26 protein-coding genes are annotated in these 26,780 nt (G+C 69.0%); 13 read left to right on the top strand and 13 right to left on the bottom strand.

Annotated elements, in window-relative coordinates:
* The first annotated feature begins 126 nt into the window (after nt 1-126).
* Nucleotides 127-849 carry an XRE family transcriptional regulator gene (locus tag ACNFOC_RS25615; protein ID WP_416961434.1) on the top strand — a complete coding sequence of 241 codons (723 nt, stop codon included), beginning with the start codon at nt 127-129 and terminating at the stop codon, nt 847-849.
* 80 nt (nt 850-929) lie between these two features.
* Here the strand turns inward: ACNFOC_RS25615 and ACNFOC_RS25610 are convergent, their stop codons facing one another.
* A complete protein-coding gene (locus tag ACNFOC_RS25610) occupies nt 930-1,955 on the bottom strand; it encodes an ATP-dependent 6-phosphofructokinase (RefSeq protein WP_033285452.1) in 1,026 nt (341 codons plus the stop codon).
* Between the two features lie 235 nt (nt 1,956-2,190).
* Between ACNFOC_RS25610 and pta the strand changes: the two genes are divergently transcribed.
* The 3 genes from pta (at nt 2,191) to pyk (ending at nt 7,014) form a co-directional block, all read left to right on the top strand.
* Nucleotides 2,191-4,302, top strand: coding sequence for a phosphate acetyltransferase (gene pta, locus ACNFOC_RS25605; RefSeq protein WP_416961433.1), 2,112 nt, complete (start codon nt 2,191-2,193; stop codon nt 4,300-4,302).
* Nucleotides 4,299-5,510, top strand: a complete 1,212-nt coding sequence (locus tag ACNFOC_RS25600; RefSeq protein ID WP_416961432.1) for an acetate kinase — start codon at nt 4,299-4,301, stop codon at nt 5,508-5,510. Before pta ends, ACNFOC_RS25600 begins: the two co-directional genes overlap by 4 nt.
* Nucleotides 5,511-5,583: 73 nt before the next feature.
* The gene (pyk, locus tag ACNFOC_RS25595) at nt 5,584-7,014 is read left to right on the top strand and encodes a pyruvate kinase (protein ID WP_416961431.1); all 1,431 of its coding nucleotides are present in this window, start codon (nt 5,584-5,586) and stop codon (nt 7,012-7,014) included.
* A gap of 78 nt (nt 7,015-7,092) precedes the next feature.
* On the opposite strand, the gene ACNFOC_RS25590 is transcribed toward pyk, so the two are convergent.
* The 5 genes from ACNFOC_RS25590 to ACNFOC_RS25570 all read right to left on the bottom strand — a co-directional run bounded on the left by ACNFOC_RS25590 (nt 7,093) and on the right by ACNFOC_RS25570 (nt 12,076).
* Complete coding sequence (locus ACNFOC_RS25590; RefSeq protein ID WP_416961430.1) at nt 7,093-7,575, bottom strand: hypothetical protein; 483 nt, start codon at nt 7,573-7,575, stop codon at nt 7,093-7,095.
* Nucleotides 7,576-7,751: 176 nt separating this feature from the next.
* Nucleotides 7,752-9,080, bottom strand: a complete 1,329-nt coding sequence (locus ACNFOC_RS25585) for a hypothetical protein (RefSeq protein WP_416961429.1) — start codon at nt 9,078-9,080, stop codon at nt 7,752-7,754.
* Nucleotides 9,070-9,684: a DUF6114 domain-containing protein gene (locus ACNFOC_RS25580; protein WP_416961428.1), complete on the bottom strand. Its 615-nt coding sequence runs from the start codon at nt 9,682-9,684 to the stop codon at nt 9,070-9,072. The genes ACNFOC_RS25585 and ACNFOC_RS25580 overlap by 11 nt, the downstream gene beginning before the upstream one ends.
* 117 nt (nt 9,685-9,801) lie before the next feature.
* Entirely contained in the window at nt 9,802-10,452 is a 651-nt protein-coding gene (locus tag ACNFOC_RS25575) for a DUF6230 family protein (RefSeq protein WP_406121997.1), read from the bottom strand.
* Between the two features lie 646 nt (nt 10,453-11,098).
* Nucleotides 11,099-12,076, bottom strand: a complete 978-nt coding sequence (locus ACNFOC_RS25570) for a tetratricopeptide repeat protein (protein WP_416961427.1) — start codon at nt 12,074-12,076, stop codon at nt 11,099-11,101.
* A 214-nt stretch (nt 12,077-12,290) separates the two neighbouring features.
* Here ACNFOC_RS25570 and ACNFOC_RS25565 point away from each other — a divergent pair, with 214 nt between their 5' ends.
* Nucleotides 12,291-12,968, top strand: a complete 678-nt coding sequence (locus ACNFOC_RS25565; RefSeq protein ID WP_416961426.1) for a TetR/AcrR family transcriptional regulator — start codon at nt 12,291-12,293, stop codon at nt 12,966-12,968.
* On the opposite strand, the gene icmA is transcribed toward ACNFOC_RS25565, so the two are convergent.
* The 3 genes from icmA to ACNFOC_RS25550 form a co-directional block, all read right to left on the bottom strand.
* Nucleotides 12,944-14,644: a coenzyme B12-dependent isobutyryl-CoA mutase large subunit gene (gene icmA, locus ACNFOC_RS25560; RefSeq protein ID WP_416961425.1), complete on the bottom strand. Its 1,701-nt coding sequence runs from the start codon at nt 14,642-14,644 to the stop codon at nt 12,944-12,946. The two genes, ACNFOC_RS25565 and icmA, sit on opposite strands and share 25 nt — an antisense overlap.
* 84 nt (nt 14,645-14,728) lie before the next feature.
* On the bottom strand, nt 14,729-15,067 hold the full coding sequence (locus ACNFOC_RS25555; RefSeq protein ID WP_406122004.1) for a DUF3817 domain-containing protein: 339 nt from the start codon (nt 15,065-15,067) through the stop codon (nt 14,729-14,731).
* A 56-nt stretch (nt 15,068-15,123) separates the two neighbouring features.
* The gene (locus ACNFOC_RS25550; RefSeq protein ID WP_405974060.1) at nt 15,124-15,633 is read right to left on the bottom strand and encodes a MarR family winged helix-turn-helix transcriptional regulator; all 510 of its coding nucleotides are present in this window, start codon (nt 15,631-15,633) and stop codon (nt 15,124-15,126) included.
* Between the two features lie 199 nt (nt 15,634-15,832).
* On the opposite strand from ACNFOC_RS25550, the gene ACNFOC_RS25545 reads away from it, so the two are divergent.
* Complete coding sequence (locus ACNFOC_RS25545) at nt 15,833-16,822, top strand: glycoside hydrolase family 6 protein (RefSeq protein ID WP_416961424.1); 990 nt, start codon at nt 15,833-15,835, stop codon at nt 16,820-16,822.
* 30 nt (nt 16,823-16,852) lie between these two features.
* Here ACNFOC_RS25545 and glxA read toward each other — a convergent pair whose 3' ends face one another.
* A complete protein-coding gene (glxA, locus tag ACNFOC_RS25540; protein ID WP_416961423.1) occupies nt 16,853-18,808 on the bottom strand; it encodes a radical copper oxidase GlxA in 1,956 nt (651 codons plus the stop codon).
* A gap of 3 nt (nt 18,809-18,811) precedes the next feature.
* Entirely contained in the window at nt 18,812-20,596 is a 1,785-nt protein-coding gene (locus ACNFOC_RS25535; RefSeq protein WP_416961422.1) for a glycosyltransferase family 2 protein, read from the bottom strand.
* Nucleotides 20,597-21,069: 473 nt separating this feature from the next.
* Here ACNFOC_RS25535 and ACNFOC_RS25530 point away from each other — a divergent pair, with 473 nt between their 5' ends.
* Both ACNFOC_RS25530 and ACNFOC_RS25525 read left to right on the top strand, forming a co-directional pair.
* Nucleotides 21,070-22,083, top strand: a complete 1,014-nt coding sequence (locus ACNFOC_RS25530) for a phosphotransferase (RefSeq protein WP_416961435.1) — start codon at nt 21,070-21,072, stop codon at nt 22,081-22,083.
* A 31-nt stretch (nt 22,084-22,114) separates the two neighbouring features.
* A complete protein-coding gene (locus ACNFOC_RS25525) occupies nt 22,115-22,774 on the top strand; it encodes a hypothetical protein (protein ID WP_416961421.1) in 660 nt (219 codons plus the stop codon).
* Nucleotides 22,775-22,800: 26 nt separating this feature from the next.
* Here ACNFOC_RS25525 and ACNFOC_RS25520 read toward each other — a convergent pair whose 3' ends face one another.
* Nucleotides 22,801-23,094, bottom strand: coding sequence for an MTH1187 family thiamine-binding protein (locus ACNFOC_RS25520; RefSeq protein ID WP_406122013.1), 294 nt, complete (start codon nt 23,092-23,094; stop codon nt 22,801-22,803).
* The gene (locus tag ACNFOC_RS25515) at nt 23,091-23,435 is read right to left on the bottom strand and encodes a DUF3817 domain-containing protein (RefSeq protein WP_416961420.1); all 345 of its coding nucleotides are present in this window, start codon (nt 23,433-23,435) and stop codon (nt 23,091-23,093) included. The genes ACNFOC_RS25520 and ACNFOC_RS25515 overlap by 4 nt, the downstream gene beginning before the upstream one ends.
* 123 nt (nt 23,436-23,558) lie before the next feature.
* On the opposite strand from ACNFOC_RS25515, the gene ACNFOC_RS25510 reads away from it, so the two are divergent.
* The 5 genes from ACNFOC_RS25510 (at nt 23,559) to ACNFOC_RS25490 (ending at nt 26,651) form a co-directional block, all read left to right on the top strand.
* A complete protein-coding gene (locus tag ACNFOC_RS25510; protein WP_416961419.1) occupies nt 23,559-23,882 on the top strand; it encodes a DUF6191 domain-containing protein in 324 nt (107 codons plus the stop codon).
* 121 nt (nt 23,883-24,003) lie between these two features.
* Nucleotides 24,004-24,636: an AIM24 family protein gene (locus ACNFOC_RS25505; RefSeq protein ID WP_327407071.1), complete on the top strand. Its 633-nt coding sequence runs from the start codon at nt 24,004-24,006 to the stop codon at nt 24,634-24,636.
* 1 nt (nt 24,637) lies between these two features.
* Entirely contained in the window at nt 24,638-25,288 is a 651-nt protein-coding gene (locus tag ACNFOC_RS25500; RefSeq protein ID WP_416961418.1) for an AIM24 family protein, read from the top strand.
* Complete coding sequence (locus ACNFOC_RS25495) at nt 25,285-26,082, top strand: AIM24 family protein (protein WP_416961417.1); 798 nt, start codon at nt 25,285-25,287, stop codon at nt 26,080-26,082. Before ACNFOC_RS25500 ends, ACNFOC_RS25495 begins: the two co-directional genes overlap by 4 nt.
* Before the next feature lie 92 nt (nt 26,083-26,174).
* Nucleotides 26,175-26,651: a MarR family winged helix-turn-helix transcriptional regulator gene (locus ACNFOC_RS25490; RefSeq protein ID WP_416961416.1), complete on the top strand. Its 477-nt coding sequence runs from the start codon at nt 26,175-26,177 to the stop codon at nt 26,649-26,651.
* Nucleotides 26,652-26,780 lie beyond the last annotated feature (129 nt).

The raw sequence follows: 26,780 nt of genomic DNA, 5'->3' as shown, positions 1-26,780 counted from the left end.
CCGGGCAGCGTGAAGTGTGTATAAGAGACAGTCCCCGGTCCGACCGAATCCGTACGTTCCTACAATCCGTAATCCTGGCCGAACAGACCGTAGTAACCGCACCCAGGCACCCCTAGCTTGTGGCCCGTGCGCCGACCCCCCGCTCAGCCCAGTCAGTCCACGCCGCCCACGCCGCCGTTCAACGCGCCCGCCGCCCACCGACTCCGTACCGCTCTCAACATGGGTCCGGAACATGTCGCGTACGGCATGCGCGCCTCGTACGGACTCCCTTACGTCACGCCTGACCTGGTCATCGCCTGGGAGCGCGGGCTCACCGCGCCCTCCGGTCCCGAACTCACCGCGCTCTCGGGCGTGTTGTGGTGCTCCCCGGCCGAACTCATCGGCAAGCCACGCACGCTGCGTGAGCATCGCCTCGCCCGTGGCCTCGCGCCGGAGGACGTCGCCCGGACCGTCGGGCTCGAACTCCTCGCGTATCTGCGGATGGAGGAGCACGACGAGTGGCGCGGCACCGAGCGCCAGTCCTCCGCGCTCGCCGATCTCCTCGACCTCTCGCTGCCGGACTTCATCAGCGTCACCGGCCGCGACACCCGCCTCGCGGAGCTGCTGCGCGGCGCCATGACCACCCGCTGGCAGGCCTACGTACGCCAGATCGGCAAGATGGTGCCCCTGGACCGGCGTCTCCTGGAGGACTCCCTCCAGGAGTTGCACGAGGACTACCAGGCACAGATGGTCGCCACCCTCAGCTGGGGCGGCGGCAATGCGGCCGTCGAGGCGGGCGAGGCCGGCCGGGACTTCCTCGACCAGATCATCAGCCGTTTCTGGTCCATGGTCGAGAGGAGTACGTACTAACAAGGAGTCGAGCTAATAAGGAGTCGAGAGGAGTACGTATTAAAAAGGGAGCGGCCAGAAACCCCCCTTCAGCGAACCGGCTAGAAAACCGACTCCGCCTCGTCCATCCGGTCCTTCGGCACCGTCTTCAACTCGGTGACCGCCTCCGCCAACGGCACCATCACCACGTCCGTCCCCCGCAGCGCGGTCATCCGCCCGAACTCCCCCTGGTGCGCGGCCTCCACCGCGTGCCAGCCGAAGCGCGTCGCCAACACCCGGTCGTACGCGGTCGGTACGCCGCCGCGCTGGATGTGGCCGAGGATGACCGGCTTGGCCTCCTTGCCGAGGCGGCGCTCCAACTCGTAGGCCAGCGCCGTGCCGATGCCCTGGAAGCGCTCGTGGCCGAACTGGTCGATCTCGCCCTTGTTGTAGTCCATGGAACCCTCGGCGGGGTGCGCGCCCTCGGCCACGCACACGACGGCGAACTTCTTGCCGCGGGCGAAGCGTTCCTCGACCATCTTGACCAGGTCGGCCGGGTCGAAGGGGCGCTCGGGCAGGCAGATGCCGTGCGCGCCCGCCGCCATCCCGGACTCCAGCGCGATCCAGCCCGCGTGCCGGCCCATGACCTCGACGACCATCACCCGCTGGTGCGACTCCGCCGTCGTCTTCAGGCGGTCCATCGCCTCCGTCGCGACCCCGACCGCCGTGTCGAAGCCGAACGTGCGGTCCGTCGACGAGATGTCGTTGTCGATGGTCTTGGGGACCCCGACCACCGGCAGGCCCGCGTCGCTCAACATGCGCGCCGCCGTCAGGGTGCCCTCCCCGCCGATCGGGATCAGCGCATCGATCCCGAAGTCGCGCGCGATGTCCAGCGCGTTCTCGCACGCCTCGCGGAGGCGGTCCCGCTCCAGTCGTGACGAACCCAGGATCGTGCCGCCGCGGGCGAGGATGCCGCTGACCGCGTCCAGGTCGAGGGTGCGGTAGCGGCCGTCGAGGAGTCCGGCGTAGCCGTCCTCGAAGCCGATGACCTCGTCGCCGTAGTTGTCGACCGCTCGGTGCACGACCGACCGGATCACGGCGTTCAGGCCGGGGCAGTCGCCGCCTGCGGTGAGAACTCCGATACGCATCGTGCTGTGTCTCCTGCTCGCTGTTGACACCGGTGAGCCGGATCCGATTGTTTCACGTCCCTCAGGGCGACGCCGCTCCCGCCGGACCGAGGGGCGTCTTAACCACCCCCGGAGGTATTGTCAAGAGGGTTCTGGCTCACCTCGGTGGGCGATTTTTATGACCGCCGACGGCCACCGAAAAACCATCGGAAGATCACCGCCGAAGATCACCGAACCGGAGAGGGAGAACAACCCTGTGACCCGCAGCGTGTACGTGACCGGGATCGACCGCGGCGACGGCCGTCAGGTCGTCGAGCTGGGGGTCATGGAGCTCCTGACCCGCCAGGTCGACCGGGTGGGGGTGTTCCGCCCCCTCGTCCACGACGGCCCCGATCGCCTGTTCGAACTGCTGCGTGCGCGCTACCGGCTGTCCCAGGACCCGGCGACCGTCTACGGCATGGACTACCACGAGGCCTCCGCCCTCCAGGCCGAGCAGGGGACGGACGAGCTGGTGTCGACGCTCGTCGACCGGTTCCATCTCGTCGCCCGTGACTACGACGTCGTCCTCGTCCTGGGGACCGACTACGCGGACACGCAGTTCCCGGACGAGCTGTCCCTCAACGCCCGCCTCGCGAACGAGTTCGGCGCCTCCGTGATCCCCGTCGTCGGCGGCCGCAAGCAGACCGCCGAGTCCGTGCTCGCGGAGACGCGCAACGCCTATCGCGCCTACGACGGCCTCGGCTGCGACGTCCTCGCCATGGTCACCAACCGGGTCGCCCGCGAGGACCGGGACGAGATCGCCCAGCGGCTCGCCACCCGGCTGCCGGTGCCCTGCTACGTCGTACCGGACGAGCCCGCCCTCTCCGCGCCGACCGTCGCCCAGATCACCCACGCCCTCGGCGGCAAGGTCCTCCTCGGTGACGACTCCGGGCTCGCCCGGGACGCGCTCGACTTCGTCTTCGGCGGGGCGATGCTGCCCAACTTCCTCAAGGCGCTGACCCCGGGCTGCCTCGTCGTCACCCCCGGCGACCGCGCCGACCTCGTCATCGGCGTCCTCGCCGCGCACAGCGCCGGCACCCCGCCGATAGCCGGCGTCCTGCTCACCCTGAACGAGGTGCCCAGCCACGGCATCCTCACCCTCGCCGCGCGCCTCGCGCCCGGCACCCCGGTGGTCTCCGTGCCCGGCACCTCCTTCCCCACCGCCGCCGAACTCTTCTCCCTGGAGGGGAAGTTGAACGCGGCCACCCCGCGCAAGGCGGAGACCGCGCTCGGCCTCTTCGAGCGGTACGTCGACACCGGCGACCTCCTCAAGCGCGTCTCGGCGCCGAGCAGCGACCGGGTCACCCCGATGATGTTCGAGCACACGCTCCTGGAGCGGGCCCGCTCCGACAAGCGCCGGATCGTCCTCCCCGAGGGCACCGAGGCCCGCGTCCTGCACGCCGCGGAGGTGCTGCTGCGCCGGGGCGTCTGCGAACTGACCCTTCTCGGACCGCTCGACCAGCTCCGCAAGAAGGCCGCCGACCTCGGCATCGACCTCACCGCGGCCCAGCTGATCGACCCGGCCACCTCCGAACTCCGCGACCGTTTCGCCGAGAAGTACGCCCAACTCCGCGCCCACAAGGGCGTCACCGTCGAACTCGCCTACGACGTCGTCGCCGACGTGAACTACTTCGGGACGTTGATGGTCCAGGAGGGCCTCGCCGACGGCATGGTCTCCGGCGCCGTGCACTCCACGGCGGCCACCATCCGGCCCGCCTTCGAGATCATCAAGACCAAGCCGGACGCCGACATCGTCTCGTCCGTCTTCTTCATGTGCCTCGCCGACAAGGTGCTGGTGTACGGCGACTGCGCCGTCAACCCCGACCCGAACGCCGAGCAGTTGGCCGACATCGCCATCCAATCCGCCGCCACCGCCGAGCAGTTCGGCGTCCCGGCGCGGATCGCGATGCTGTCGTACTCCACCGGTACGTCCGGCTCGGGCGCCGACGTCGACAAGGTGCGCGAGGCGACCGAACTGGTCCGGCTGCGGCGGGCCGACCTGCGGATCGAGGGGCCGATCCAGTACGACGCCGCCGTCGAGCCGAGTGTCGCCGCCACCAAGATGCCGGAGTCCGAAGTCGCGGGCCAGGCAAGCGTGTTGATCTTCCCCGACCTGAACACCGGCAACAACACCTACAAGGCCGTGCAGCGTTCGGCCGGCGCGATCGCGGTCGGGCCGGTGCTCCAGGGGCTGCGCAAGCCGGTCAACGACCTGTCCCGGGGCGCCCTCGTCTCGGACATCGTCAACACCGTCGCCATCACGGCGATCCAGGCCCAGAGCCCGAAGAGCCAGGCCCAGCACCCGATCGAGAAGGCAACCGCCCAGTGAGTCGCACGCGTGTCCTCGTCCTCAACTCCGGCTCCTCGTCGGTGAAGTACCAACTACTCGACATGCGCGGCGGCGAGCGGCTGGCCCTGGGACTCGTCGAGCGCATCGGCGAGGAGACCTCCCGGCTCAAGCACACCTGCGTCACGACGGGTGCCGTACGGGAGTCCACCGGCCCGATCCCCGATCACGAGGCCGCCCTGAAGGCCGTGGCGGAAGAGCTTTCGAACGATCGACTCGGCCTGGACTCACCGGAGTTGGCCGCCATCGGGCATCGGGTCGTGCACGGCGGGCAGACCTTCACCGCGCCGACCGTCATCGACAATGCCGTGCTCGCCGAGATCGAACGGCTCATCCCCGTCGCGCCGTTGCACAATCCGGCGAACCTCGTCGGGATCCGTACCGCGACGGCGTTGCGGCCCGATCTGCCGCAGGTCGCCGTGTTCGACACCGCGTTCCACACGACGATGCCGGAGTCGGCCGCGCGGTACGCGATCGACGTGGCGACCGCGGACGCGTACCGGATCCGGCGGTACGGGTTCCACGGGACCTCGCACGCGTATGTGTCGCGGGCGACGGCGAAGCTGCTGGGGAAGGCGCCCGAGGACGTCAACGTGATCGTGCTGCACCTCGGGAACGGGGCGTCCGCCTCGGCCGTACGCGGTGGGCGGTGTGTGGACACATCCATGGGGCTGACGCCGTTGGAGGGGCTGGTGATGGGGACGCGGTCGGGAGACCTGGATCCGGCCGTCATCTTCCATTTGACGCGCGTTGGCGGAATGTCCACCGATGAGATCGACACTCTTCTCAACAAGAAGAGCGGTCTGGTCGGGTTGTGCGGGGACAACGACATGCGGGAGATCCGGCGCCGGATCGACGAGGGCGACGAACAGGCGGAACTCGCCTTCGACATCTACATTCACCGGTTGAAGAAGTACATCGGTGCCTACTGCGCGGTACTCGGCCGGGTGGACGCGGTCGCCTTCACCGCGGGGGTCGGGGAGAACGCGAGTGCGGTGCGGGAAGCCGCCGTCGCGGGCCTGGAGCTGCTGGGGCTCGAGGTGGACGGCGCGCTGAACGCCGTACGGAGTGACGAGCCGCGGCTGATCTCGCCCGCGTCCGGGCGGGTCGCGGTCGCGGTGGTGCCGACGGACGAGGAATTGGAGATCGCCACACAGACCTATGCACTGGTCGGAAATTACAACGCCTGAGCGCATGCCCGCCCATTTGTATCTTCCGCCAGACGGAATATTCCGTAGCGAAACAAACCGATAGGATCGTCCCATGCGCCGTTCGAAAATCGTCTGTACTCTCGGCCCCGCGGTCGACTCCCACGAACAACTGGTCTCGCTGATCGAGGCCGGCATGAATGTGGCCCGTTTCAATTTCAGCCACGGCACCCACGCCGAGCACCAGGGGCGGTACGACCGCGTCCGTGCCGCGGCCAAGGAGACCGGCCGTGCCATCGGCGTCCTCGCCGACCTTCAGGGCCCGAAGATCCGCCTGGAGACCTTCGCGGAGGGTCCCGTCGAGCTGGTGCGCGGTGACGAGTTCACCATCACCACCGAGGACATCCCGGGCGACAAGACCATCTGCGGCACGACGTACAAGGGCCTGCCCGGTGACGTCTCCCGCGGCGACCAGGTCCTCATCAACGACGGCAACGTCGAGCTGAAGGTCCTGAGCGTCGAGGGCCCGCGCGTGAAGACGATCGTCATCGAGGGCGGCGTCATCTCGGACCACAAGGGCATCAACCTGCCCGGCGCGGCCGTGAACGTGCCCGCGCTGTCCGAGAAGGACGTCGAGGACCTGCGCTTCGCGCTGCGGATGGGCTGCGACATGGTCGCCCTGTCCTTCGTGCGCGACGCGGGCGACGTGTACGACGTCCACAAGGTGATGGACGAGGAGGGCCGCCGGGTCCCCGTCATCGCCAAGGTGGAGAAGCCGCAGGCGGTCGCCAACATGGAGGCCGTGGTCGCGGCGTTCGACGCGGTGATGGTGGCCCGCGGCGACCTCGCCGTCGAGTACCCGCTGGAGAAGGTCCCGATGGTGCAGAAGCGCCTCGTGGAGCTGTGCCGGCGCAACGCCAAGCCGGTGATCGTGGCGACCCAGATGATGGAGTCGATGATCACCAACTCCCGCCCCACGCGCGCCGAGGCCTCCGACGTGGCCAACGCGATCCTGGACGGCGCGGACGCGGTCATGCTGTCCGCCGAGTCCTCGGTCGGCGCCTATCCGATCGAGACCGTGCAGACGATGTCGAAGATCGTCCAGGCGGCCGAGGAGGAGCTGCTCAGCAAGGGCCTCCAGCCGCTCGTGCCGGGCAAGAAGCCGCGTACGCAGGGTGGTTCGATCGCGCGTGCCGCGTGCGAGATCGCCGACTTCCTCGGCGGCCGGGCCCTGGTGGCCTTCACGCAGTCCGGTGACACCGCCCGCCGGCTGTCCCGCTACCGCGCGGCCCAGCCGATCATCGCCTTCACCACCGACGAGGGCACCCGCAACCAACTGGCGCTCAGCTGGGGCGTGGAGTCGCACGTGGTGCCGTTCGTCAACACCACCGACGAGATGGTCGACATGGTCGACGGCGAGATCGCCAAGATCAACCGCTTCAACCCGGGCGAGACCGTCATCATCACCGCCGGCTCGCCCCCCGGTGTGGCCGGCACGACGAACATGCTCCGCGTCCACCACCTCGGCGGCGGCGAGGGCAACTGACGTACCGCTGAAGGCTCTTGTACGGCGCTGAGGGCGCCCCCTGTCGCAGGGGGCGCCCTCGGTCCGTCCACCGTCGGATCACGCGGCCGCCGGCGCTCCGACCGTCTCCCGCAGCCAGGCGTGGGCGCTCAGCTCCGGATGCGCGGTGGTGATCAGCCGGAACGCCTCGGCCTTCGCCCGGTCGGTGAGCTGCCGCAGCTCGGCCCAGGTCAGCTGCGCCACACCCGGCGCGTAGTTCGTCGTGAGGGTGACTGTCTCCGGCCCACGGCTGAGGGAGAACACGTGGCCGCTCGCGCTCGTCTCCACGGCGATGCCGCTCCGGGTCTCCAGCTCTCTTCCCGCGTACTCCAGCATGAGCGCGAAGTCGACGACGGGCAGTCCCGGCGTGCGCAGGCCGAGATCCACGCCGTGCACGACGAGCCGTACGTCCGCCAGGAAACAGCTCACGGAGAAGTCCGCGCCGGTCAGCTCCGGGTGCTCCGGCCGGTCCGGGTTCTCCGGCCGCCGCGCCGGGGACCAGAAGGGGTCCTCGTCGCGGGGCACGAAGGAGAAAGCGATCATCTTCTCTCTCCGCTCCTGCGATCTCTCTGCTCCTACGAGTCCGCCGAGCACCACCGCCGCGGCGGCGAGCGCGACTGACGTACGCCTGAAAGCTCTTGTACGGCGCTGAGGGCGCCCCCTGTGACAGGGGGCGCCCTCAGTTTGTGCGCGGCTCCCGAACGGGCCTGTGCGGACGCTCAGTCGGTCTGGTAGCTGTGCAGCCCGGGGACGGTCAGCGTGCCGCCGAACTGGCCGGCCTGGACCACCTTCACGTTGGTGAAGTAGATCAACGGGATGTTCAGCGGCGGCGGGTTGTCCGGGTCGAACGTGATCGGGATCAGACCGAACAGGTTGCCCGAGATGGACTCCGTGTACATCACGGTGTCGCCGTCGCGGATGGTGGACGTCGAGCCGGCGGCCGCCTGCACGTGGTAGGTCTTGCCGGACTGCTTGTCGTTCACCGTCTGGTGCAGGTCGCCGATGTCGGTCCCGCTGGAGATGACGTACTTCAGGACCTTCTTGACCTTGCCGCTGGCGGTCTTCACCTCGACGACGCCCTGGTAGTCGGCGCCCTTGAGCAGCAGCGAGCTGGCGTTCAGGTACCACGGGTCGTCCGGCAGCAGCACCTTGTTGTCGACGCCGCTGGTGTCGTCCGTGGCGACCGGGCAGTCCGAGGTGTCGGCGCTCTCGCTCGCGGACGGGCTCGGGGTGGCCGTGGCCGAAGCCGCGTCCTCCACCGCCTTGGTGGTGTCCTCGGCCGCCTTGGACGCCGCGTCGGTCGTGTCCTTCACGGTGTCGTCGACCGTGTCGGTGACCTTCTTGGTCGTGTCCTTGACGGTGTCGGACACGCTGGAGGAGTCGTCCGAGGACGCGTCCTTCGTGGCGCTCGCCGAGGCGGACGCGGTCGGCGTCGGGGTGGCGCTCGCCGTGGAGTCGGAGCTCGACGAACCGCCGGTGAGGATCCCGGTGATGGCGTCGCCGATGCTGTCCAGCAGACCGCCGCTGCTCGCGGACGCCGAGGGCGTCGCGGTGGCGGTGCTGCTCGACGAACCATCCGAATCCGCCGACTTGCTCGCGGAGGCGGACGGCGTGGGCGTGGCGGCCTTGTCGTCGGAACCTGAATCCGACGAAGAGGTCTTGTCCGAGTCCGACGTCGAACCGTCCGTGGCCGTGGCCGAAGGAGTCGCGTCGTCCTTGGACGAGTCCGCGGACTCGCTCGCGCTCGTGGACGGCGACGCCGACGGGCTCGCCGACTCGGCGAGTGCCGCGACACAGTCCTTGTACTCGTCGGCCGTCAGGCTCTTCGACGACGGCGAGGTCGTCGACCCGTTGTCGGCGAGGGCGAGGGAGGACGTGAAGCCCATCCCCATGATGACGGCGGTCGGCATCGCCACCGTGGCTATCGCCTTGCCGGCGGGCATGTGGAGCCTGGTGAACAGCGGCTTCTTGGGTGCCGCGTGCCGCGGCCCGGTTCTCACACGGGACTCGTCCACATCAGTCCCGTGGGTCACCTCGTCAGCCGGCACTGTGCCTCCCGTTCGCCCCGTTGTTCACCGGGCTCGTTCCTGACAGATCGTTCGGCTCGCTCGCACCGTCGGCGGACTCGTACGGCGCGGGCTCCTGGGGCTTGGCGTAGTACGACGCGGAGTCGTGCGGCGCGGCCTCGTACGGTGCGGCCTCGGCGGGCGCGCCGCCCTCTCCCTGCGCGACGTCCTGCACCGCCTGCGGCTCCGGCGGTGCGCCCGGCGCCCACGACACGGCCAGTGCCCCGCCGACCATGGCGAGGAGGAAGCCGATCAGGAAGCCGCCGAGGTTGGACACGGGGATGGACACCAGCGCCAGCAGGATCGCCGCGACACCCGCGAAGGTGCGGACGTGCTTCTGGAACCAGAGGCTGAAGCCCAGGACGACCAGCAGTACGCCGATGATCAGGGACCCGGCGCCCGCGGTGGTGGCCATCGCCAGCGTCAGATGGCCCACCTGGAGATGTGCGTACGGGAAGTAGGCGATCGGGAGTCCGCCGAGCATGACGAACAGACCGGCCCAGAACGGCCTCGTGCCACGCCAGGCACGAAACTGCAGCCTCCGGCGGGCGAACTGGCCGGGTGCGGCAGGAGTCTCGGCGCTCATGGAAAACAGCTCCCTGGTACGGCGTTGCTGTGGTGGAGAGTTGCGCCTCGTGTGAAGGCGCTGGTGGAAGGTGGACGGGCGGGGGCGCCACCGGCTCCCCCGCCCGCCGTCAAGTGCCTAGTAGCACTCGTGGGTGCCGGCCGAGACCGACATCTTCAGCCCGCTGAGCTTGAAGGTTCCGGCAGTGGTGGCCCACGCCGTCTGCTTCACGTTGGTCAGCTCGGCCGACTCGGCCTGCTGGGCGAAGCCGTACGGGTTGGCAGCCTCGCTGCCACCCTTCATGCCCGGACCCTTGCCGCCCTTGTCGGCGCCCGTGTTGCCGGCCGCCACACCGATGTCGATGTTGTGGAACACAGCGTCTGCGCTGAGGTCCTCGACGTCGATGTACAGGTTCGACGCCTCGACCGGCGTACCGCCGCCGCCCGCCTTCAGCACGAGGCTGACGGAGCCGAGCAGCGGGATGTTCGGGGTGACCACCGACTGGCACATGTTGGTGATCGACGCGGACTTGAACGACGAGACCGCGACGGGGTGGAGCGACTTGCTGCCGTCCAGGTTGTAGCCCGAGTCCAGGGCTCCGTACTGGGCGAAGCCCGTGCCGTTGAGCTGGTCGGCCGTCACCTTGAACGACTGGCCGGAAACGCTGAATGACGCGGCGAGAGCACCCTGCGCGAGGGCGACACCTATACACGCCGTAGCGGCGACGCTGGGCACCATGACCACAGCGAAGCGCTTCCATCTCGTCCCGCCACGCACCTGGGACTCCATATTTCCTCCTTCTCGGACGTACATCTCCTGGCCCTGACTGCCCCCTATTGGCGGCTCAGCCGGGCAGGGATGGGAGAAGTGCTACGTCCTCGGGAAGGGGAGCGCCCGTCCTCGGAGGCGCGAACCGCGCACCGATCACCGGCGATCACCCCCGAGCGACAACCACTGGTCGCGCCTGACGCACATCACGCACAACCTTGCTGGACAGGCTCCGCCGTGCGGCGAAGACCCCCCTGCCCAAGAGCCGGCTCCATTGTTTCCGGCTCTACTCGGTGGGGACCCAGGAGACTCCGTCGGCCCGACCGGCTGTCGGGGTACGGAATTGGACCGAGCGTCGCCGATCGTGGTGCATTCTCGCCGCCCGCACAAGGGGCTTCGTTACTGGGTAGTAACGGCCGGATAACCGAACAACGACCCGCCGGTATCGGTCGACGACGCTGGGTGTCATCGTGGGCCAGGACAAATCAGTTGACACCTGGGCGGAATCCGACAGATCAACGCCTTCGACTTACTCCAAGTAACAGCGGCCGCGATTACCAAGTTTTGGTAAAGCGCGGCCGCAGTGACAGTCCGTCGGCAAATCTTTCACTCCGGCAACACAGGTCACGAGGTTTACCGACTGGTCAGAACCGGCCTCGCACCCCGCTCAGAACAGCGCCCGCGCCAGCGCCCGCCGGGCCGCCGTCACCCTGGGGTCATCGGCCCCGACGACCTCGAACAACTCGAGCAGCCGCAGCCGTACGGCATCCCGGTCGTCACCCACCGTGCGCCGCACGGTGTCGGTCAGCCGGCTGAACGCGTCCTCGACATGACCGCCCACCAGATCCAGGTCGGCGGCGGCGATCTGCGCCTGCACGTCACCCGGCTTCTCGGCGGCCTCGGTGCGCACCTGCTGCGGGTCGAGCGTCGACACACGGTGCAGCAACTCGGCCTGCGCGAGCCCCAGTTTGGCCTCGGAGTTGCCCGGGTCGTCGCTCAGCACGTTCTTGTAGGCCTGCACGGCCCCGCCGAAGTCCCCCGCGTCCAGGGCCTGCACGGCGGCTTCGAGCAGCGCGTCGTACGGTCCCGCCGGCACCTCGGCGACCACCTCGGGCCGGTCGTCCGGCTCGGCGTCGGGGTCGACGGCCAGCCCGGTGAGACCGAAGCGCTGCTCGGCGACCTGGATCAACTGGTCGAGGGTCTGCCGGATCTGCTGCTCGCCCGCGGCCCCCTGGAAGAGCGGGAGCGCCTGGCCGGCGACCACCGCGAAGACGGCCGGGATGCCCTGCACCCCGAACTGCTGCATCAGCATCTGATTGGCGTCGACGTCGATCTTGGCAAGGACGAAGCGCCCGTTGTAATCGAGCGCGAGCCGCTCCAGGATCGGGCTCAGCTGCTTGCACGGCTCGCACCACTCGGCCCAGAAGTCGATGACGACCGGGACCTCGGTGGACCGCTGGAGAACCTCGCTCTCGAAGCCCGCCTCATCTACGTCGATCACCAGATCGGCCGGGGAGACGGCCCCGCCGCCGCCCTGCCTGGCGGTCTCGGCGCGCGCCTGCTCCGCCTTGACCTTGGCCTCCTGGGCCGCCTTCACCGCGGCGAGGTCGACGACTCCGCTCATGGACATGTTCCGTGGCTGCATGCGTCTATCCTCCCCCGTCCACCCGTGTGAATGAAAAGCGTTGTGAAAGCCGGTCTGCCGCAAGCCTGTTGGGACGTGTTCGGCGCCGGGTCCCCACCCCGCGCCCAGTGGTTACGCTACGACCCGTAGCGTAATAGCACAGGCCCCTTCCCGGATACAGATACCCGGTGATCTCCCTCACTGCACCACAGGAACCGCCGGTTATGGTCGGGGGATGCAGAGCAGCACTCCCGCCCCACGCGCCGCGGGACGCCCCCGCAGCACCACCGCGGACACCGCGATCCTGGCGGCCACCCGGGAGGCGCTGGTCGAACTCGGCTGGTCCAGGCTCACGCTGGGAGACGTCGCCACGCGCGCGGGGGTTGCGAAAACGACCCTCTACCGCCGCTGGGCCGGCAAGAACGAACTCGTCGTCGACGCGGTCGCCGAGCTCTTCGACGAACTCCACCTCCCCGACCGGGGCACCCTGGCCGCCGACATCGAGGGCGTCGTCCTCCAGTTCGCGGCGATCCTGGCCCGCCCGGAGGCCAAGAGCGGACTGATGGCGGTGGTCGCCGAGTCCATCCACGACGACGCCCTGCGCGACCGCATCCGGGAGTCGATCGTCGACCGCCAGAAGTGCCTGGTCCTGGAGGGCAGGGCACGGGCCCAGGCACGCGGCGAACTCCCCCCGGAGACCGACCCGGAGGAAGCCGCCCGCACGGCCGACCTCATCTTCGACGTGGTGGCGGGCGCGGTCGTCCACCGCACCCTGGTGAGCGCGGAACCGGCCGACGAACGCTGGGTCCACAGCTTCACCCAGGTCCTGCTCCTGGGCCTGACGTCGATCAGCGACGCCCAGCCCCCTCCACCTCAGGCTCCTCCGCTTCAGAACCCCGCAGGCTCGGTGTAGACCCCCCACTCGTCCCGCAGCACCCCGCAGATCTCCCCCAGCGTCGCCTCGGCCCGCGCCGCGTCCAGCATCGGTCCGATCATGTTCGACCCGTCCCGCACGGCCGCGAGCATCGCGTCCAGGGCCGCCGCCACGGCCGCCTCGTCCCGTACGCCCTTGCGCGCGCCCAGCTCCCGGATCTGGTCCCGCTCCACCTCGTGGCTGACCCGCAGGATCTCCAGGTCGCCGGTGACGGACCCGTGGTGCACGTTCACGCCCACGACCCGCTTGTCGCCCTTCTCCACGGACCGCTGGTACTGGAACGCGGCCTCGGCGATCTCGCCGGTGAACCAGCCGTCCTCGATGCCGCGCAGGATGCCGGAGGTGATCGGCCCGATCGGGTGCTGCCCGTCCGGGTGGGCCCGCAGCCCCCGCTCCCGGATCTGCTCGAAGATCTTCTCGGCGTCCGCCTCGATCCGGTCGGTGAGCTGCTCGACGTACCACGAACCGCCCAGCGGATCCGCCACGTTGGCGACCCCGGTCTCCTCCATCAGCACCTGCTGCGTCCGCAGCGCGATCTCCGCCGCCTGCTCGCTCGGCAGCGCGAGGGTCTCGTCCAGGGCGTTGGTGTGCAGCGAGTTGGTCCCGCCGAGGACGGCCGCGAGCGCCTCGACTGCCGTGCGGACCACGTTGTTGTACGGCTGCTGCGCGGTCAGCGAGACGCCGGCGGTCTGGGTGTGGAAGCGCAGCCACTGCGCCTTCTCCGACCGCGCGCCATAGACGTCCCGGATCCAGCGGGCCCAGATGCGGCGCGCCGCGCGGAACTTGGCGATCTCCTCGAAGAAGTCGACGTGCGCGTCGAAGAAGAAGGACAGGCCAGGCGCGAAGACGTCCACGTCCAGGCCCCGGGACAGGCCGAGTTCGACGTACCCGAAGCCGTCCGCGAGGGTGTACGCCAGCTCCTGCGCGGCCGTGGAACCGGCCTCGCGGATGTGGTAGCCGGAGACGGACAGCGGCTTGTAGGCGGGGATGCCCCTCGCGCAGTACTCCATGAGGTCGCCGATGAGACGCAGGTGCGGCTCGGGCTCGAAGAGCCACTCCTTCTGGGCGATGTACTCCTTGAAGATGTCCGTCTGGAGCGTGCCGTTGAGGACGGAGGGGTCGATTCCCTGCCGCTCGGCCGCCACCAGGTACATGCAGAAGACCGGGACGGCCGGGCCGCTGATGGTCATGGAGGTCGTCACGTCGCTCAACGGGATGTCCTTGAAGAGGACCTCCATGTCGGCGGCGGAGTCGATGGCGACCCCGCAGTGCCCGACCTCGCCGAGCGAGCGCGGGTCGTCGGAGTCCCGTCCCATGAGGGTCGGCATGTCGAAGGCCACGGAGAGGCCTCCGCCGCCGTTGGCCAGGATCTTCTTGTACCGCTCGTTGGTCTGCTCGGCGTTCCCGAACCCGGCGAACTGCCGGATGGTCCACGTCCGCCCCCGGTAGCCCGTCGCGTACAGCCCGCGCGTGTAGGGGTACTCCCCCGGCCACCCGATCCGCTCGAAGCCGTCGTACCTGTCCCCGGGGCGAGGCCCGTACACCGGCTCCACGGCATCCCCGGAGAGCGTGGTGAAATCGGCCTCACGCGTGCGTGCGGCGTCGAACCGGGCCTGCCAGCGTCGGCGGCCCTCTGCGATGGCGTCAGCGTCCATACCTTCGAATTTACTAGGACGTCCTAGTAAATGTCGATGGGCAACCGCCGCACGCGACCCGTACGGCGGTGAAAGCGGTGGAACCTACACCTTCGCGGCGACCGGAGCCGGCTCGGCGAAGTGGCCCTCCAGCTCGCGGCTGATCTTCCGCTCGACGAAGAACGCGGCCGTCGGGATCGTGCCCGCGAGGAGCACCCACAGCTGCTTGCCGACCGGCCACTTGGCCTTGGAGCCCAGGTCGAAGGCGAAGAGCAGGTAGACGACGTACAGCCAGCCGTGCGCGATGGCGACGACCTCGGTGAAACTCCCGGCGCCGTCGATCTTCAGGAGGTACTTGGCGATCATGCTCAGGCAGAGCAGGACCAGCAGCACACCCGTGGTGTACGCCAAGACGCGGTAGCGGGTGAACACGCTCTTTTTCATGAGGACGAGCGTAACCACCCGTTCCGGGCGATCTTTCCCCGGGTCGGCGGCCCGGGTCACTCCTCGTCGAAGTCCTCGGCGGCGACCCGCAGCGGCCGCAGCATCGCGAAGATCTCCCCGCACTCCTCGGCGTCGTAGGCGCCGAGACCGAAGTCCATCTCCATGAGGTCGCGCGTGGCCGCGTCGCAGACCTCGCGGCCCTTGTCGGTGATGGAGGCGAGGGTGCCGCGGCCGTCGTTGGGGTTCGGGCGCTTGGCGACGAGTCCGGACCTGACCAGCCGGTCCACGGTGTTCGTCACCGACGTGGGGTGCACCATGAGCCGCTCGCCGATCTTGGACATCGGCAGCTCGCCCGCCTTGGAGAAGGTGAGCAGGACCAGTGCCTCGTAGCGCGCGAAGGTCAGTCCGTACGGCCTGACGACCGCGTCGACCTCGGCGAGCAGGATCTGCTGCGCCCGCATGATCGAGGTGATGGCGGCCATGGACGGCACGTTTCCCCAGCGCTGTTTCCAGTGTTCGTCGGCGCGGGCGATGGGGTCGAAAGGAAGACTGAGCGGCTTTGACACGGCACCAGACCTTACCGGCCGGTCACATCGTGGTCAGCCCCGTCTCGCCCATCGGTCCCGGAACCCTGCCGGTGTGCCCGCTTCCGGTCCCGCGAGGCCGTACCCGTGTGCCCGGTGTCGTATCGGAGCAGGTCGTGCGCCTTGTGCCAGGATTACTGACTGATTGTCACTGAATATCCCCCTCGCGCAAGGGAGCAGCATGTCCCGGCTGATCCGTACGTTCGCGGCGCTCACGGTCCTCGGGCTCGCGGTGGGCTGTTCGTCCGCGTCCGACGTCGACGAGGCCTCCGTCGCCGGTGCCCGGTCCAAGGGCCCGGCCGACATGACCTTCTGGGTCGACCCGGCGAGCCCTGCGGCCGAGCAGATCCAGATGTGGGAGCGGGAGGGGCGCACGCAGGACGCCGCCCTGCTCAAGCGGATCGCCGACGAGCCGACCGCGCTGTGGCCGGCCGGTGAGATCGACCCCGCCCCGGTGATCAGGGCGGCGACGGCGGCCGCGGGCCAGGAGGGTCGTACGGCGGTCTTCGTGGCGTACGACATTCCGCACCGGGACTGCGGTCAGCACTCGGCCGGCGGGGCGGTGGACGCGGACGCGTACCGGGCGTGGATCGGGAAGTTCGCCGAGGCGCTGGGGAACTCCGAGGCGCTGGTCGTGCTGGAGCCCGACGCCGTCGCGCACATGGTGGACGGCTGCACGCCCGGCGAATACCAGGGCGAGCGGGAGCAGTTGCTGAGCGAGGCGGTCGTCCGGCTGAAGCAGCAGTCGGGGACGAAGGTGTATCTCGACGCGGGCAACCCGTCCTGGATTCAGGACTCTTCGAAGCTCGTGGAGCCGTTGAAGCGGGCCGGGGTCGAGGAGGCCGACGGGTTCTCCCTCAACGTGTCGAACTTCCAGACGGACGCGGTGACGAAGAAGTACGGCGTCCAGTTGTCGCGGGACCTCGGCGGCAAGCACTTCGTCGTCGACACCAGCCGCAACGGCAACGGGCCGCTGCCCGGCGCCTGGTGCAACCCGCCGGGCCGGGGCCTGGGCACCCGGCCCACCACCGACACCGGCGAGCAGGCCCTGGACGCCTATCTGTGGATCAAGCGGCCGGGCGCCTCGGACGGGACCTGTGAGGGCGGTCCGGACGCGGGACAGTGGTGGCCGGAGTACGCCCTGGAGCTGGCGCGCAACTCCAAGGCGTAGACCGGCAGTTAGACCGGCAGTTCACCAACTTCACCGCACCTGGATCCACTTCGCCTCCGACGGCGTGCCCTGCGCGTCCGTCACGAAGAGCATGTACCAGCCGGGCGGCACCAGTGCCCGGTCGTTCGGTACGTCCACCGTCACCGACTTGCCGTCCTTGACCAGGCCCAGTTCGATGGAGCGCTGCTCGACGTCCGTCGTGTGCGTGACCGAACTCGGCCGCATCAGACGGGCCTTGACGACACGGTCGGGGTGGTCGGTGCGGAAGGTCGCGCGGTGGTGGCGGTCCAGGGTCTCCGGACCGTCCTGGAGTACGGGCCTGTTGGTGCCGTTCTTGTGCAGCGCGGGCGGGGTGAAGATCTCCATGCGCTGCTCGAAGTGGCCCAGTTTGGTGTTGGCCTGGTCGTCGAAGAGCGGGTCGGAGCCGAAGGTGACGACTCTGCCGTCGGGCAACAGCAGTGCCTCGGAGTGGTAGTTGCGGCCGACCATGGGGGCGGCGGCCTCGCGGAAGGCGTTGCCCTTCGGGTCGTAGAACTGCGCCTTGAAGATGTTGCTGGCGCTGCGGCCGCGGTAGTCCGAGGAGCCGTTGGTGGTGAAGACCGAGTCGTCCGGCATGATCACGCTGTTCAAGTACCGGGTGCCCTGGGGGAGGTTGGGGCCGTCCTTGAAGACGGGGTTGTCCTGCTTGAGGTCGACGACCGCGGTGCGCGAGGTCGACTTCTTGGACTCGCCGACGCCTCCGCCGCCGAGGATCATCACCTTCTGGTCCTGCGCGGGCGGCAGCAGGAGCGAGGACGAGGTCTCGGTCTCGTCGGGGTCGCTGAGGCCCGCCACCTTGGTGAACTTGTTGGTCTTCAGGTCCCAGAGCCCGGCCTCGCGGCCCTTGTCGGCGGGTCCGTAACCGGCGTTGGAGGCCGGGTAGAAGAGCTTGCCGCCCTTGGTGAGGAAGAGGGCCGGGTAGGTGGGGAAGTACCGCTTGGGGCCCGGGGTCCACTTCTTGGTCTTCGGGTCGTAGATCTCGTTGTCGCCCTGGTCGATCACACCGACGTCGTCGAGGCCGGAGACGGCGAGGACGCGGCCGTCGTCGAGGCCGACGAGGGTCGGGTACCAACGGGCCTTGTCCATCGGGTCGACGGAGATGTACCGCTCGGCCTTCGGGTCGAACTCGTAGGCGGCGCGGATGCCTTGGTAGTCCTGCTTGTCGAGGGTGATCTTCTCGGAGAGGCCGTACGTGTTGTTCGCGTCGATGCCCTTGAGGCCGACGACGTCGTACTGGGCCTGGTTCTCGGTGACCGACATCGGGCCCGCCTCGGTGGCCTCGACGAAGACGCGGACCTCGCTGGCCGTGACCTTGGTCTGCCAGGGCTGCATCACACCGCGGGCGTTGTACGTCACCTTGAACTCGCGCTTGGCCTTGGGGACGGTGACGTCGAACCTGGTGACGTAGTCGACGCCTGCCGGTGAGCGGAAGACGGTGCCCTTCTTGAGGAACATCGGCTTGTTGGGGTTCTCGTTCTTGACCCGCATACCGCCGCCGGCCCGCTTGACCTCGCCGTCGAGGCGCTCGTAGCGGGCGGTGCCACCGGCCACCAGCAGGTTGCCGCTGGGGAGTTGGCTGTGTCCGCCGCAGAAGAAGTCGACCGGGGTCGGGATCTTCTTGAAGGTGTTGGCCTTCGGGTCCCACAGGACGGTGTCGAAGGACCCGGCGTTGAACTTCTTCTGCTCGTTGCCGGAGCCCGCGACGATCAGCACCTTGCCGGTGTGCAAAAGCGAGGCGTGGATGGCGTTGGTGCGGTACTCCTTCGGGATGTCGATCTGGTCCCAGGAGCCGTACTTGGCCATGTAGCCGGGCCTCGTGATCTTGTACTCGTGGTACTGCTCGCCGGCGAAGTCCAGGGCGGCCGGGGCGTTGAGACCGGCCAGGACGGCGATGCCGCCGATGCCGAGGACGGTCTTCCTGGTTCTCTGGGACGGCTGGAAGGCCATGGTCTAGTTGCCCCCTGTCGTGGTGCTGGAGACGGACGGACCGGCCCCGGTGGTGGCGAGCGCGGGCTCGGCGGTGTCGAGGGTGCGCGCGCCGCCGAGCAACGACCGGCGTTCCCGGCGCTCCTTGAGCAGCGACCCGACCCAAACCCCCAGCGGCGCAAGGGAGATGAGCATCGCGAGGACCGCCCAGGTGCGCATGGCCGCGTGGGTGTGGTCGAGGATCACCGAGGCGGCCAGCGAGGTCGCCAGGAGGATCGCCCAGAAGAGATGGATGCGGAAGGTCATCACCCGGTCCGGGCTGGCGTCGCCGCCCTTGGGGGTGACGACGAACCGGCTGGGCCGGCGGATGAGCGCCTCGCCGAAGGACTTGAGGTAGATGGGCGCGGAGAGCGCCGACATCGCCATGCCCGCGAGCCCGCCGGACCCTTCCGGCTCGTGCGGGGAGACGTTGTGCCGCCGGTTCCAGAGGTACAGCCCGATCTGGAGCGCCGCGGCATCGCTGTAGAGCATCAGCCACACGGACGCGGCGACCTGGGTGCCGGAGGCCCCGAACCACAGGAACAGGAAGCAACTCAGGATGCCCAGCAGCCAGTTGACGGCCGTCATCGGGTAGTACACGAGCATCATCGTGTACGAGAACAACCGCCCCGGAGGCATCGTGAACGGCGCCTTCCAGTACTGCTTGATCAGCGTCTCGTACGTGCCGCGCGACCACCGCATCTGCTGGGTGAAGAAGTCGGTCCAGGAGGCCGGGCCCTCCCCCACCGCGAGCACGTCGGGCGTGTAGACGGACCGCCAGTGCGTGCGGGTCAACGGGTTGCGGTGCCGGTGGAGTTCGAAGCCGGTGGCCATGTCCTCGGTGATGGAGTCGTAGAGGCCGCCGATCTGCTTGAGGGCGGCGATCCGTACGACGTTGTTGGTGCCGACGAACATGGGGGCGCGGTAGCGGTTGCCGGCGCGCTGGATCAGCGCGTGGAAGAGGAACTGCTGCGACTCGGCGGCCTTGGTGACGGGGTTGTGGTAGTTCCCGTACACCTGCGGTCCCACGACGAAGGCGACGTCCGGGTCGCGGAAGTAACCCATCATCCGCTCAAGGAAGTTGGGGAGCGGCACGTGGTCGGTGTCGACGGAGGCGAAGAACTCGTAGTCGCCGCCGTGCATCGCGATCCAGGCGTTGTAATTGCCGTGCTTCGTACGGGCCTTGTGGACACCCTTGGGGCGGTTCCACTCGGGAACTCCGTGGCGCGTGAAGTGCCGTACGCCCAACTCGGCGCACAAGGCCTTGGCTTGCTCGTCGTCACCTTCGTCGAGGAGCCACACGTCGACCGGCCCGGTGTGGGTCACCTCGACCGCGCCTTCGAGAGTCGCGCGGACCATGGAGAGGGGTTCCTTGCCCGGGACGTACGTCGTGAGGAAGGCGACGCGGGTGCCGGCGGCGGGGACGACGGGGATCGGGTCGCGGGCGACCAGCGTGGCGTGGGCGACGGAGGCGACGTTGACGACCATGAACAGCTCGATGAGCCCGATGGCTATCAGCATCGCGATGTCGAGCCCGACCATCCACTCCTGACCGCCCTCGCGCTCGACCCAGTGGGAGGGCCAGACGAGATAGACGAGCAGGGCGGCGGTGAGCACCGGGGCGAGGCTCATCAGGAGGACAGCGCGTATTCGGTGGGGCTCGCGCGAGAGGAGCGAGGTGTACTGCACCTGGTACGACGCACCGGACGGCTCGGTGAGCGGTCCGGCCAGTCGGCTGTAGGTGTCGTAGTCGTAGCCCTCCGGCCGCACAGCGCCCTCCAATGATTGAGGAGTGATCGACGCCCGGGGACCGAGGAACCAACCGTTGGGTTCCGAAGATCGACCGGGCCGATACCCACACACAAGTGGACATAGTGGGGCATGTCGAACTGGGTGCGTCCAGGTGGGTGGGGAGTTGCCCCCGGCGGCGGAACGGGTGCCTCCGGCGGCGGAGCGGGGGGTCTCTGGCGGCGGAGCGGAGACTTCCGGAGTGGAGCGGGACGCTTCCGGCGGCCGAACGGGATGCCTCTCCGGCGGCGGAGCGAGGTGTTTCCGGCGGCGGAACGGAGTGCCTCCGGCGGTAGGGCAGGAGGTCTCCGGCGAAGGAGCAGGTGCTTCCGGTAGTGGAGTGGGGTGTCTCCGGCGGCGGAACGAGGTTCCTCGGGCGGTGGGACGGCGTGCGGGGGCGGCTCGGAGAGAATGCACCGGTCATGATCCTCAGCAGCGTCCCGGGAGGCATCCACATGCACGACACCGCCGATCTCATCGCCGAGACCTACGCGCTCGGCGCCGGACCGTGGACGTTGACACCCGTCACCCGGGGCGCGCTGGGCCAGATCTGGAAGCTGTCCGGCAACGGTTCCTCGTGGGCCGTCAAGGAACTCCTCTTCGGCTGCGACGAGAACCAGGTCCGCCGGGAGGCCGCGTTACGGGAGGCGTCGGAGAGGCTGGGCATCGCGTCGCCGCGGCTGATGCCCAATCGGGAGGGGGCGCACGTCTCCCACCTGGACCCCGGCTCCGACTCCGGCTCCGGCTCGGCTTCCCGTTCTTCCGCCGGCTCGCACATCAAGCTGTACGACTGGATCGACGGCGCCCCCGCGGACGTGTCCGACCCGGACGTCCTGGACTGGTTCGGGCGGACCATGGCGCTGCTGCACAGGGCGGGAGAGGGCGAGAGCCGGATGCCGGGCTCCTGGTACGAGCGGTGCCCGCAGGACGCCGAATGGGAGGAACTGCACTTGAAGGTGCGGCGGGCGGGGTTGCCGTGGGCGGAGGCGCTGGGCCGGTTCATCGCCACCTCCGCACGGGAGTTGGCGCACTGGGTGACCCCGTCCGACCCCGGCGACCTGGTGACGTCCCACCTCGATCTGCAACCCCAGAACGTCCTGGCCGGCCCGGACGGTCCCGTCCTCCTCGACTGGGACAACGCCGGATCCGCTTCCGCGGAACGGGAGTTGGCGCGCGCCCTGTTCGTGTGGTCGGGCTGGAACGAGGGGAACGTGGAGGCCGGCGTGCGGGTGGCGCGGGCGTACCGGAGTGCCGGGGGGCGTGCTGTCGTACAGGGTCCGCAGTCGTTCTCGATGCTCTTCGCCACCACGCTCAACTACATCCAGGTACAGGCCGAGTGCGCCATCGACCCGGAAGTGACCGCCGAACAACGGGAGTTCGCGAGCGGGCAGGTCGTCGTGTGGCTGGGCCGGGTGCCGGACCTGGCGGTGGTGTCGCGGTTGAGTGGGGCGTTGGAGCGGGTGCGGTGACCGACTGCGGGGCTGGAGTGGGGAGTTGGCGGTGACGGTGCTCGTGTCGGTGTGGGGCGCGGCTCCCGGGGTCGGCAAGTCGACGCTGTGCGCCGGGCTGTCCCGGTCGCTCGCCGGTGCGGGGTTGCGGGTGGATCACTTCCGCGAGGAGGAGATCCTGAGCCGTCCTCAATTCGCCGCCGTGGCCGAGGAGTTCGGGGCGACGGGAGCGGTCGGCCTGGAGACCTTGCTCGCGGCGACCGCACGCTTCGTCGAGTCGGTGCTGGCACGCGGCGACGATGTGGTGGTCGCGGACGCGCTGGTGCCGTTCGTGCCGACGTTGCTGGCGATGGGGCACGGCGAGGAGGCGATCGACGCGTTCATGGCCGACCTCGCGGATGTGCTGGCGCCGGTCCGCCCGGTCGTGGTCTTCCTCGACGGGGACGCCGGGGCCGCGCTCTCCCGGGCCGGGGAGCGGGAGGGGCCGGAGTGGCTCGGCTGGTACGTCGGCAAGCTCGCCGCGTACGAGGTGAGCCCGCCCGTGTCGGACCTCGCGTCGGCGGTGACGTACCTGCGGCGGGAGCGTGCGGTGACGCTCGGCGCGGTGCGGCGGCACGGGTGGGGGCCGGTCGTGGTGGAACGAGCCGATGAGCTGACGCCAGGTGAGGTGCTGGGGGCGGCCGGGCGGGGCCTCGAACCCTGGCTCGCCTGACCCGCCCCCGCAGGACGAGGCTCGCCCTACTCCGCCAGGTGCCGCTCGACCGTGTCCACCTTGGAGGTGAGACCGTCCGTCACGCCGGGGCGGATGTCCGCCTTGAGGACGACGGAGACGCGCGGGGCGCGTGCCTCCACGGCGGCGACCGCGCGCTTGACCACGTCCATCACCTCGTCCCACTCGCCCTCGATGCTGGTGAACATCGCGTCGGTGCGGTTGGGCAGGCCGGACTCGCGGACCACGCGGACGGCGTCGGCGACGTACTCCCCCACGTCCTCGCCGACACCGAGCGGCGTCACGGAGAAGGCGACGATCATGCGTTCACGATCCCCTCGTTGCGGGCGCGGGAGGCGATGACCGCGTTCTCGGCCTCGCGCTTGAGCTTGCGCTCGGCGAAGAAGCCGCCGGTGGGCAGCACGGAGAGGACGAAGTAGAAGGCCGCCGTCTTGGCGCCCCACTTGGTGCGGTTCCAGGCGTCGGCCCAGAAGAGGACGTAGAGGATGAAGAGGACACCGTGGACCATGCCCATGACGGGCACCGCGTTGAAGTCCGTGGTCCGCTTCAGCACCGAGCAGACGAGCAGGAGGAGGAAGGACACGGCCTCGGGAGCCGACACCAGGCGGAGGCGGCGGATGGCGGTGGCGGTCTTGATGTCCACAGGTCACCTTCGGTGAGGGAGACGTCCACAGTTTGTGAACGCGAGCACAAACGTTCACCCATTGTGGCAAACGGCTGAGCGAGCCGAGACTGGGGGTCCGCAGCCGAGCCCCCGGGAGTGCACGTGCAGTTCGTTTTCTTCATGACGCTGCCCGGACTGGTGGTCCTCCTGACCGCGCTCGCCTTCCTCGACCAGCTGCTCCTGAAGATGGGCCGCGCCGGAATGCTCCCCTGGCGGAACGCCGGGCGGCAGGGCCAGATATCCGCGACCGGCTTCGAGCAGCTGCACGCGAGCCTCTCACCGGGCAAACAGACCGAACTGAAGGAACGCCAGAGCGCGCTGGTCATGCGGGACGACGAGGAGGACGGGGCGCCGCCCTGGTCCACCGTCGACCTGAGCGCGGGGACCGCGGTCATCCGGCTGGGCCCGTCCCGCGACCAGCCGTAGCTCTCCCGTAGAACTCCCGTAGCTCTCCCGCACGTCTGCCCTAGGGGGCAGGTCAGGGTCGTTCTCCACCCACGGGCCCTGTCCTCGACCGGGCCCGTGCGGTTACCTTCGCACCGTGGCGATGTTTCGACTCCAGGGCAGCAAGGTGCTCGCCGTCGACATGACCGGGGACGCCGTGAAGGCGAAGAACGGCTCGATGGTCGCGTACGACGGGCAGATGGCCTTCAAGAAGATGAGCGGCGGCGGTGAGGGCATCCGGGGGATGGTGACCCGGCGGCTCACCGGTGAGCAGATGACGGTGATGGAGGTGAGGGGGCAGGGGACCTGCTGGTTCGCGGACCGGGCCTCCGAGATCAACCTCGTGAATCTCCAGGGGGACAAGCTGTACGTGGAGTCGAGCAATCTGCTCGTGACCGACGCGGGGCTGCGCACCGGGACGACCTTCACCGGCCTGCGCGGCGCCTCGCAGGGCAACGGACTGTTCACGACGACCGTCGAGGGCCACGGCCAGGCGGCGATCATGTCGGACGGTCCGGCTGTCGTGCTCCGGGTCAGCCGGCAGTACCCGCTGACCGTCGACCCCGGCGCGTACATCGCGCACCAGGGAAATCTCCAGCAGTCCTTCCAGTCGGGTGTGACGTTCCGCACCCTCTTCGGGGAGGGCGGCGGCGAGGCCTTCCAGATCCGCTTCGAGGGGGACGGGCTCGTCTACGTCCAGCCCAGCGAGCGGAACACGATCGCGGGGGACGTGTGACATGGCGTTCACCGAGATCAACTCGAAGATGATCCAGGCCACCGTCATGCCGGGGCAGCGGCTGTTCAGTCAGCGCGGCGCGATGCTCGCGTACAAGGGCGACGTCTCCTTCACGCCCAACATCCAGGGCGGCCAGGGCGGCGTCATGTCGATGCTCGGGCGCCGGGTGGCGAACGAGGCGACCCCCCTGATGACCGTCGAGGGCAGCGGCACCGTGATGTTCGGTCACGGCGGCCACCACATCCAGATCATCAACCTCACCGGCGACACCCTCTACGTGGAGGCCGACCGCCTCCTCGCCTTCGAGGGCACCCTCCGGCAGGGCACGATGTTCATGGGCTCGCAGGGCGGCGTCATGGGCATGGTCCGGGGCCAGGTCACCGGCCAGGGCCTGTTCACGACCACCCTCCAGGGACAGGGCTCGGTCGCCGTGATGGCCCACGGCGGCGTCTTCGAGGTCCCGATCACCCCCGGCCGTCCCGTCCACGTCGACCCGCAGGCCTACGTCGCCCACCACGGCGACGTACGCAACAAGCTGTCCACGGCGCTCGGTTGGCGCGACATGGTGGGCCGGGGCTCCGGCGAGGCCTTCCAGTTGGAGCTGAGCGGCAGCGGCGCGGTGTACGTCCAGGCGTCGGAGGAGAAGCTGTGAGCCAGTACGCGGGGTCCGGCCCCACGGTCTACGACCCGATGACCCTCCCGGTCGACGACAACGTGAACAAGTACACCTTCTGCGTGGAGCTCAAGGGGAGCCAGTGGTTCCTTCAGAAGGGGAAGATGATCGCCTACTACGGCTCGATGGAGTTCAACGGCATCGGGCACGGGCGACTCGACCGACTTGTCCGTACGTCCTTCCATTCGCCTCTGCACGCGAGCGACTGGGTCGTGGCGGACGGCTCGGGCAAGATGCTGCTCGCCGACCGGGCCTTCGACGTCAACGCGTACGACCTCGAAGACGCCAACATGACCATTCGCTCGGGCAACCTGCTCGCTTTTCAGCCAAGTCTCGCTCTCAAGCAGTCGATTGTTCCCGGCTTCCTGACACTCATCGGAACCGGAAAGATCGTGGCCGCGTCGAGCGGCCCGGTGGTGTTCATGGAACCCCCGATCCGGGTGGACCCGCAGGCCCTCGTCGGCTGGGCCGACTGCCCCTCCCCGTGCCATCACTACGACCACGCGTACATGACCGGCCTGATGGGCGGTCTACGTGCGATGACGGGCATCGGCGGGGCCTCCGGCGAGGAGCACCAGTTCGAGTTCGTCGGCGCGGGCACGGTGCTGCTCCAGTCGTCCGAGGCACTCATGGCCGCGCAGGCCACGGGGGCCGTTCCGAACGAACCCGGGGTACCCGGCGGGGGCGCCCCCTCCACAGGCCCCGCACAGCAAGCGGGCGCACCGCGCCTTCCCGGACAGCTGGGGGACCTCCAGCGTCGCTTCGGGCTGTGAGCGGTAGTCTGCGGAGTGTGACGTCGAACATGTGCGCGCCGTCACGCCACCCTCACTAGTTCGCCTTTCAACATTTTAGGTAGACTTCATTCATGGAGACCGAGACGGCCACGCGCTGGCTGACCGATGAGGAGCAGTGCGCCTGGCGCACCCACCTGGAGGTCAACAGGCTGCTGACGTACCAACTCGAGAAGGATCTTCAGCCGTTCGGCCTGACGATGAACGACTACGAGATCCTGGTGAACCTCTCCGAGGCGGAGGGCGTACGACTGCGGATGAGCGACCTCGCGGCCGCCACCCTCCAGTCCAAGAGCCGCCTCTCGCACCAGATCACCCGCATGGAGAACGCGGACCTGGTCCGCCGCGAGAACTGCGAGTCGGACCGCCGGGGCCTGTACGCGGTGCTGACCGACCACGGCCTGGAGACGATGCAGAAGGTCGCACCCCACCACGTCGCCTCCGTACGCCGCCACTTCATCGACCTCGTCACCCCCGAGGGCCTGTCGGACCTCAGCAACACCCTGAAGCCGATCGCGGAACATCTGCGGGGGCATCGGGGACGCCCGTAACAGCAACAGGCTGGGCGGGGGCCGGAGTTCGCACAGAGCTCCGGCCCCCTGTCTTTGGGTTTTTAGGGGCGCGGGGAACTGCGCGACCAGCCACAACGAGCCGGCAGCCAAGACACAACCCCCGCACTC

This window comes from Streptomyces colwelliae (genome assembly GCF_048158785.1).
In the GTDB taxonomy this organism is placed as follows: Bacteria; Actinomycetota; Actinomycetes; order Streptomycetales; family Streptomycetaceae; genus Streptomyces.
Note: the sequence above shows the minus strand (reverse complement) of the source record. Positions and strands in the feature narration are given on the sequence as shown.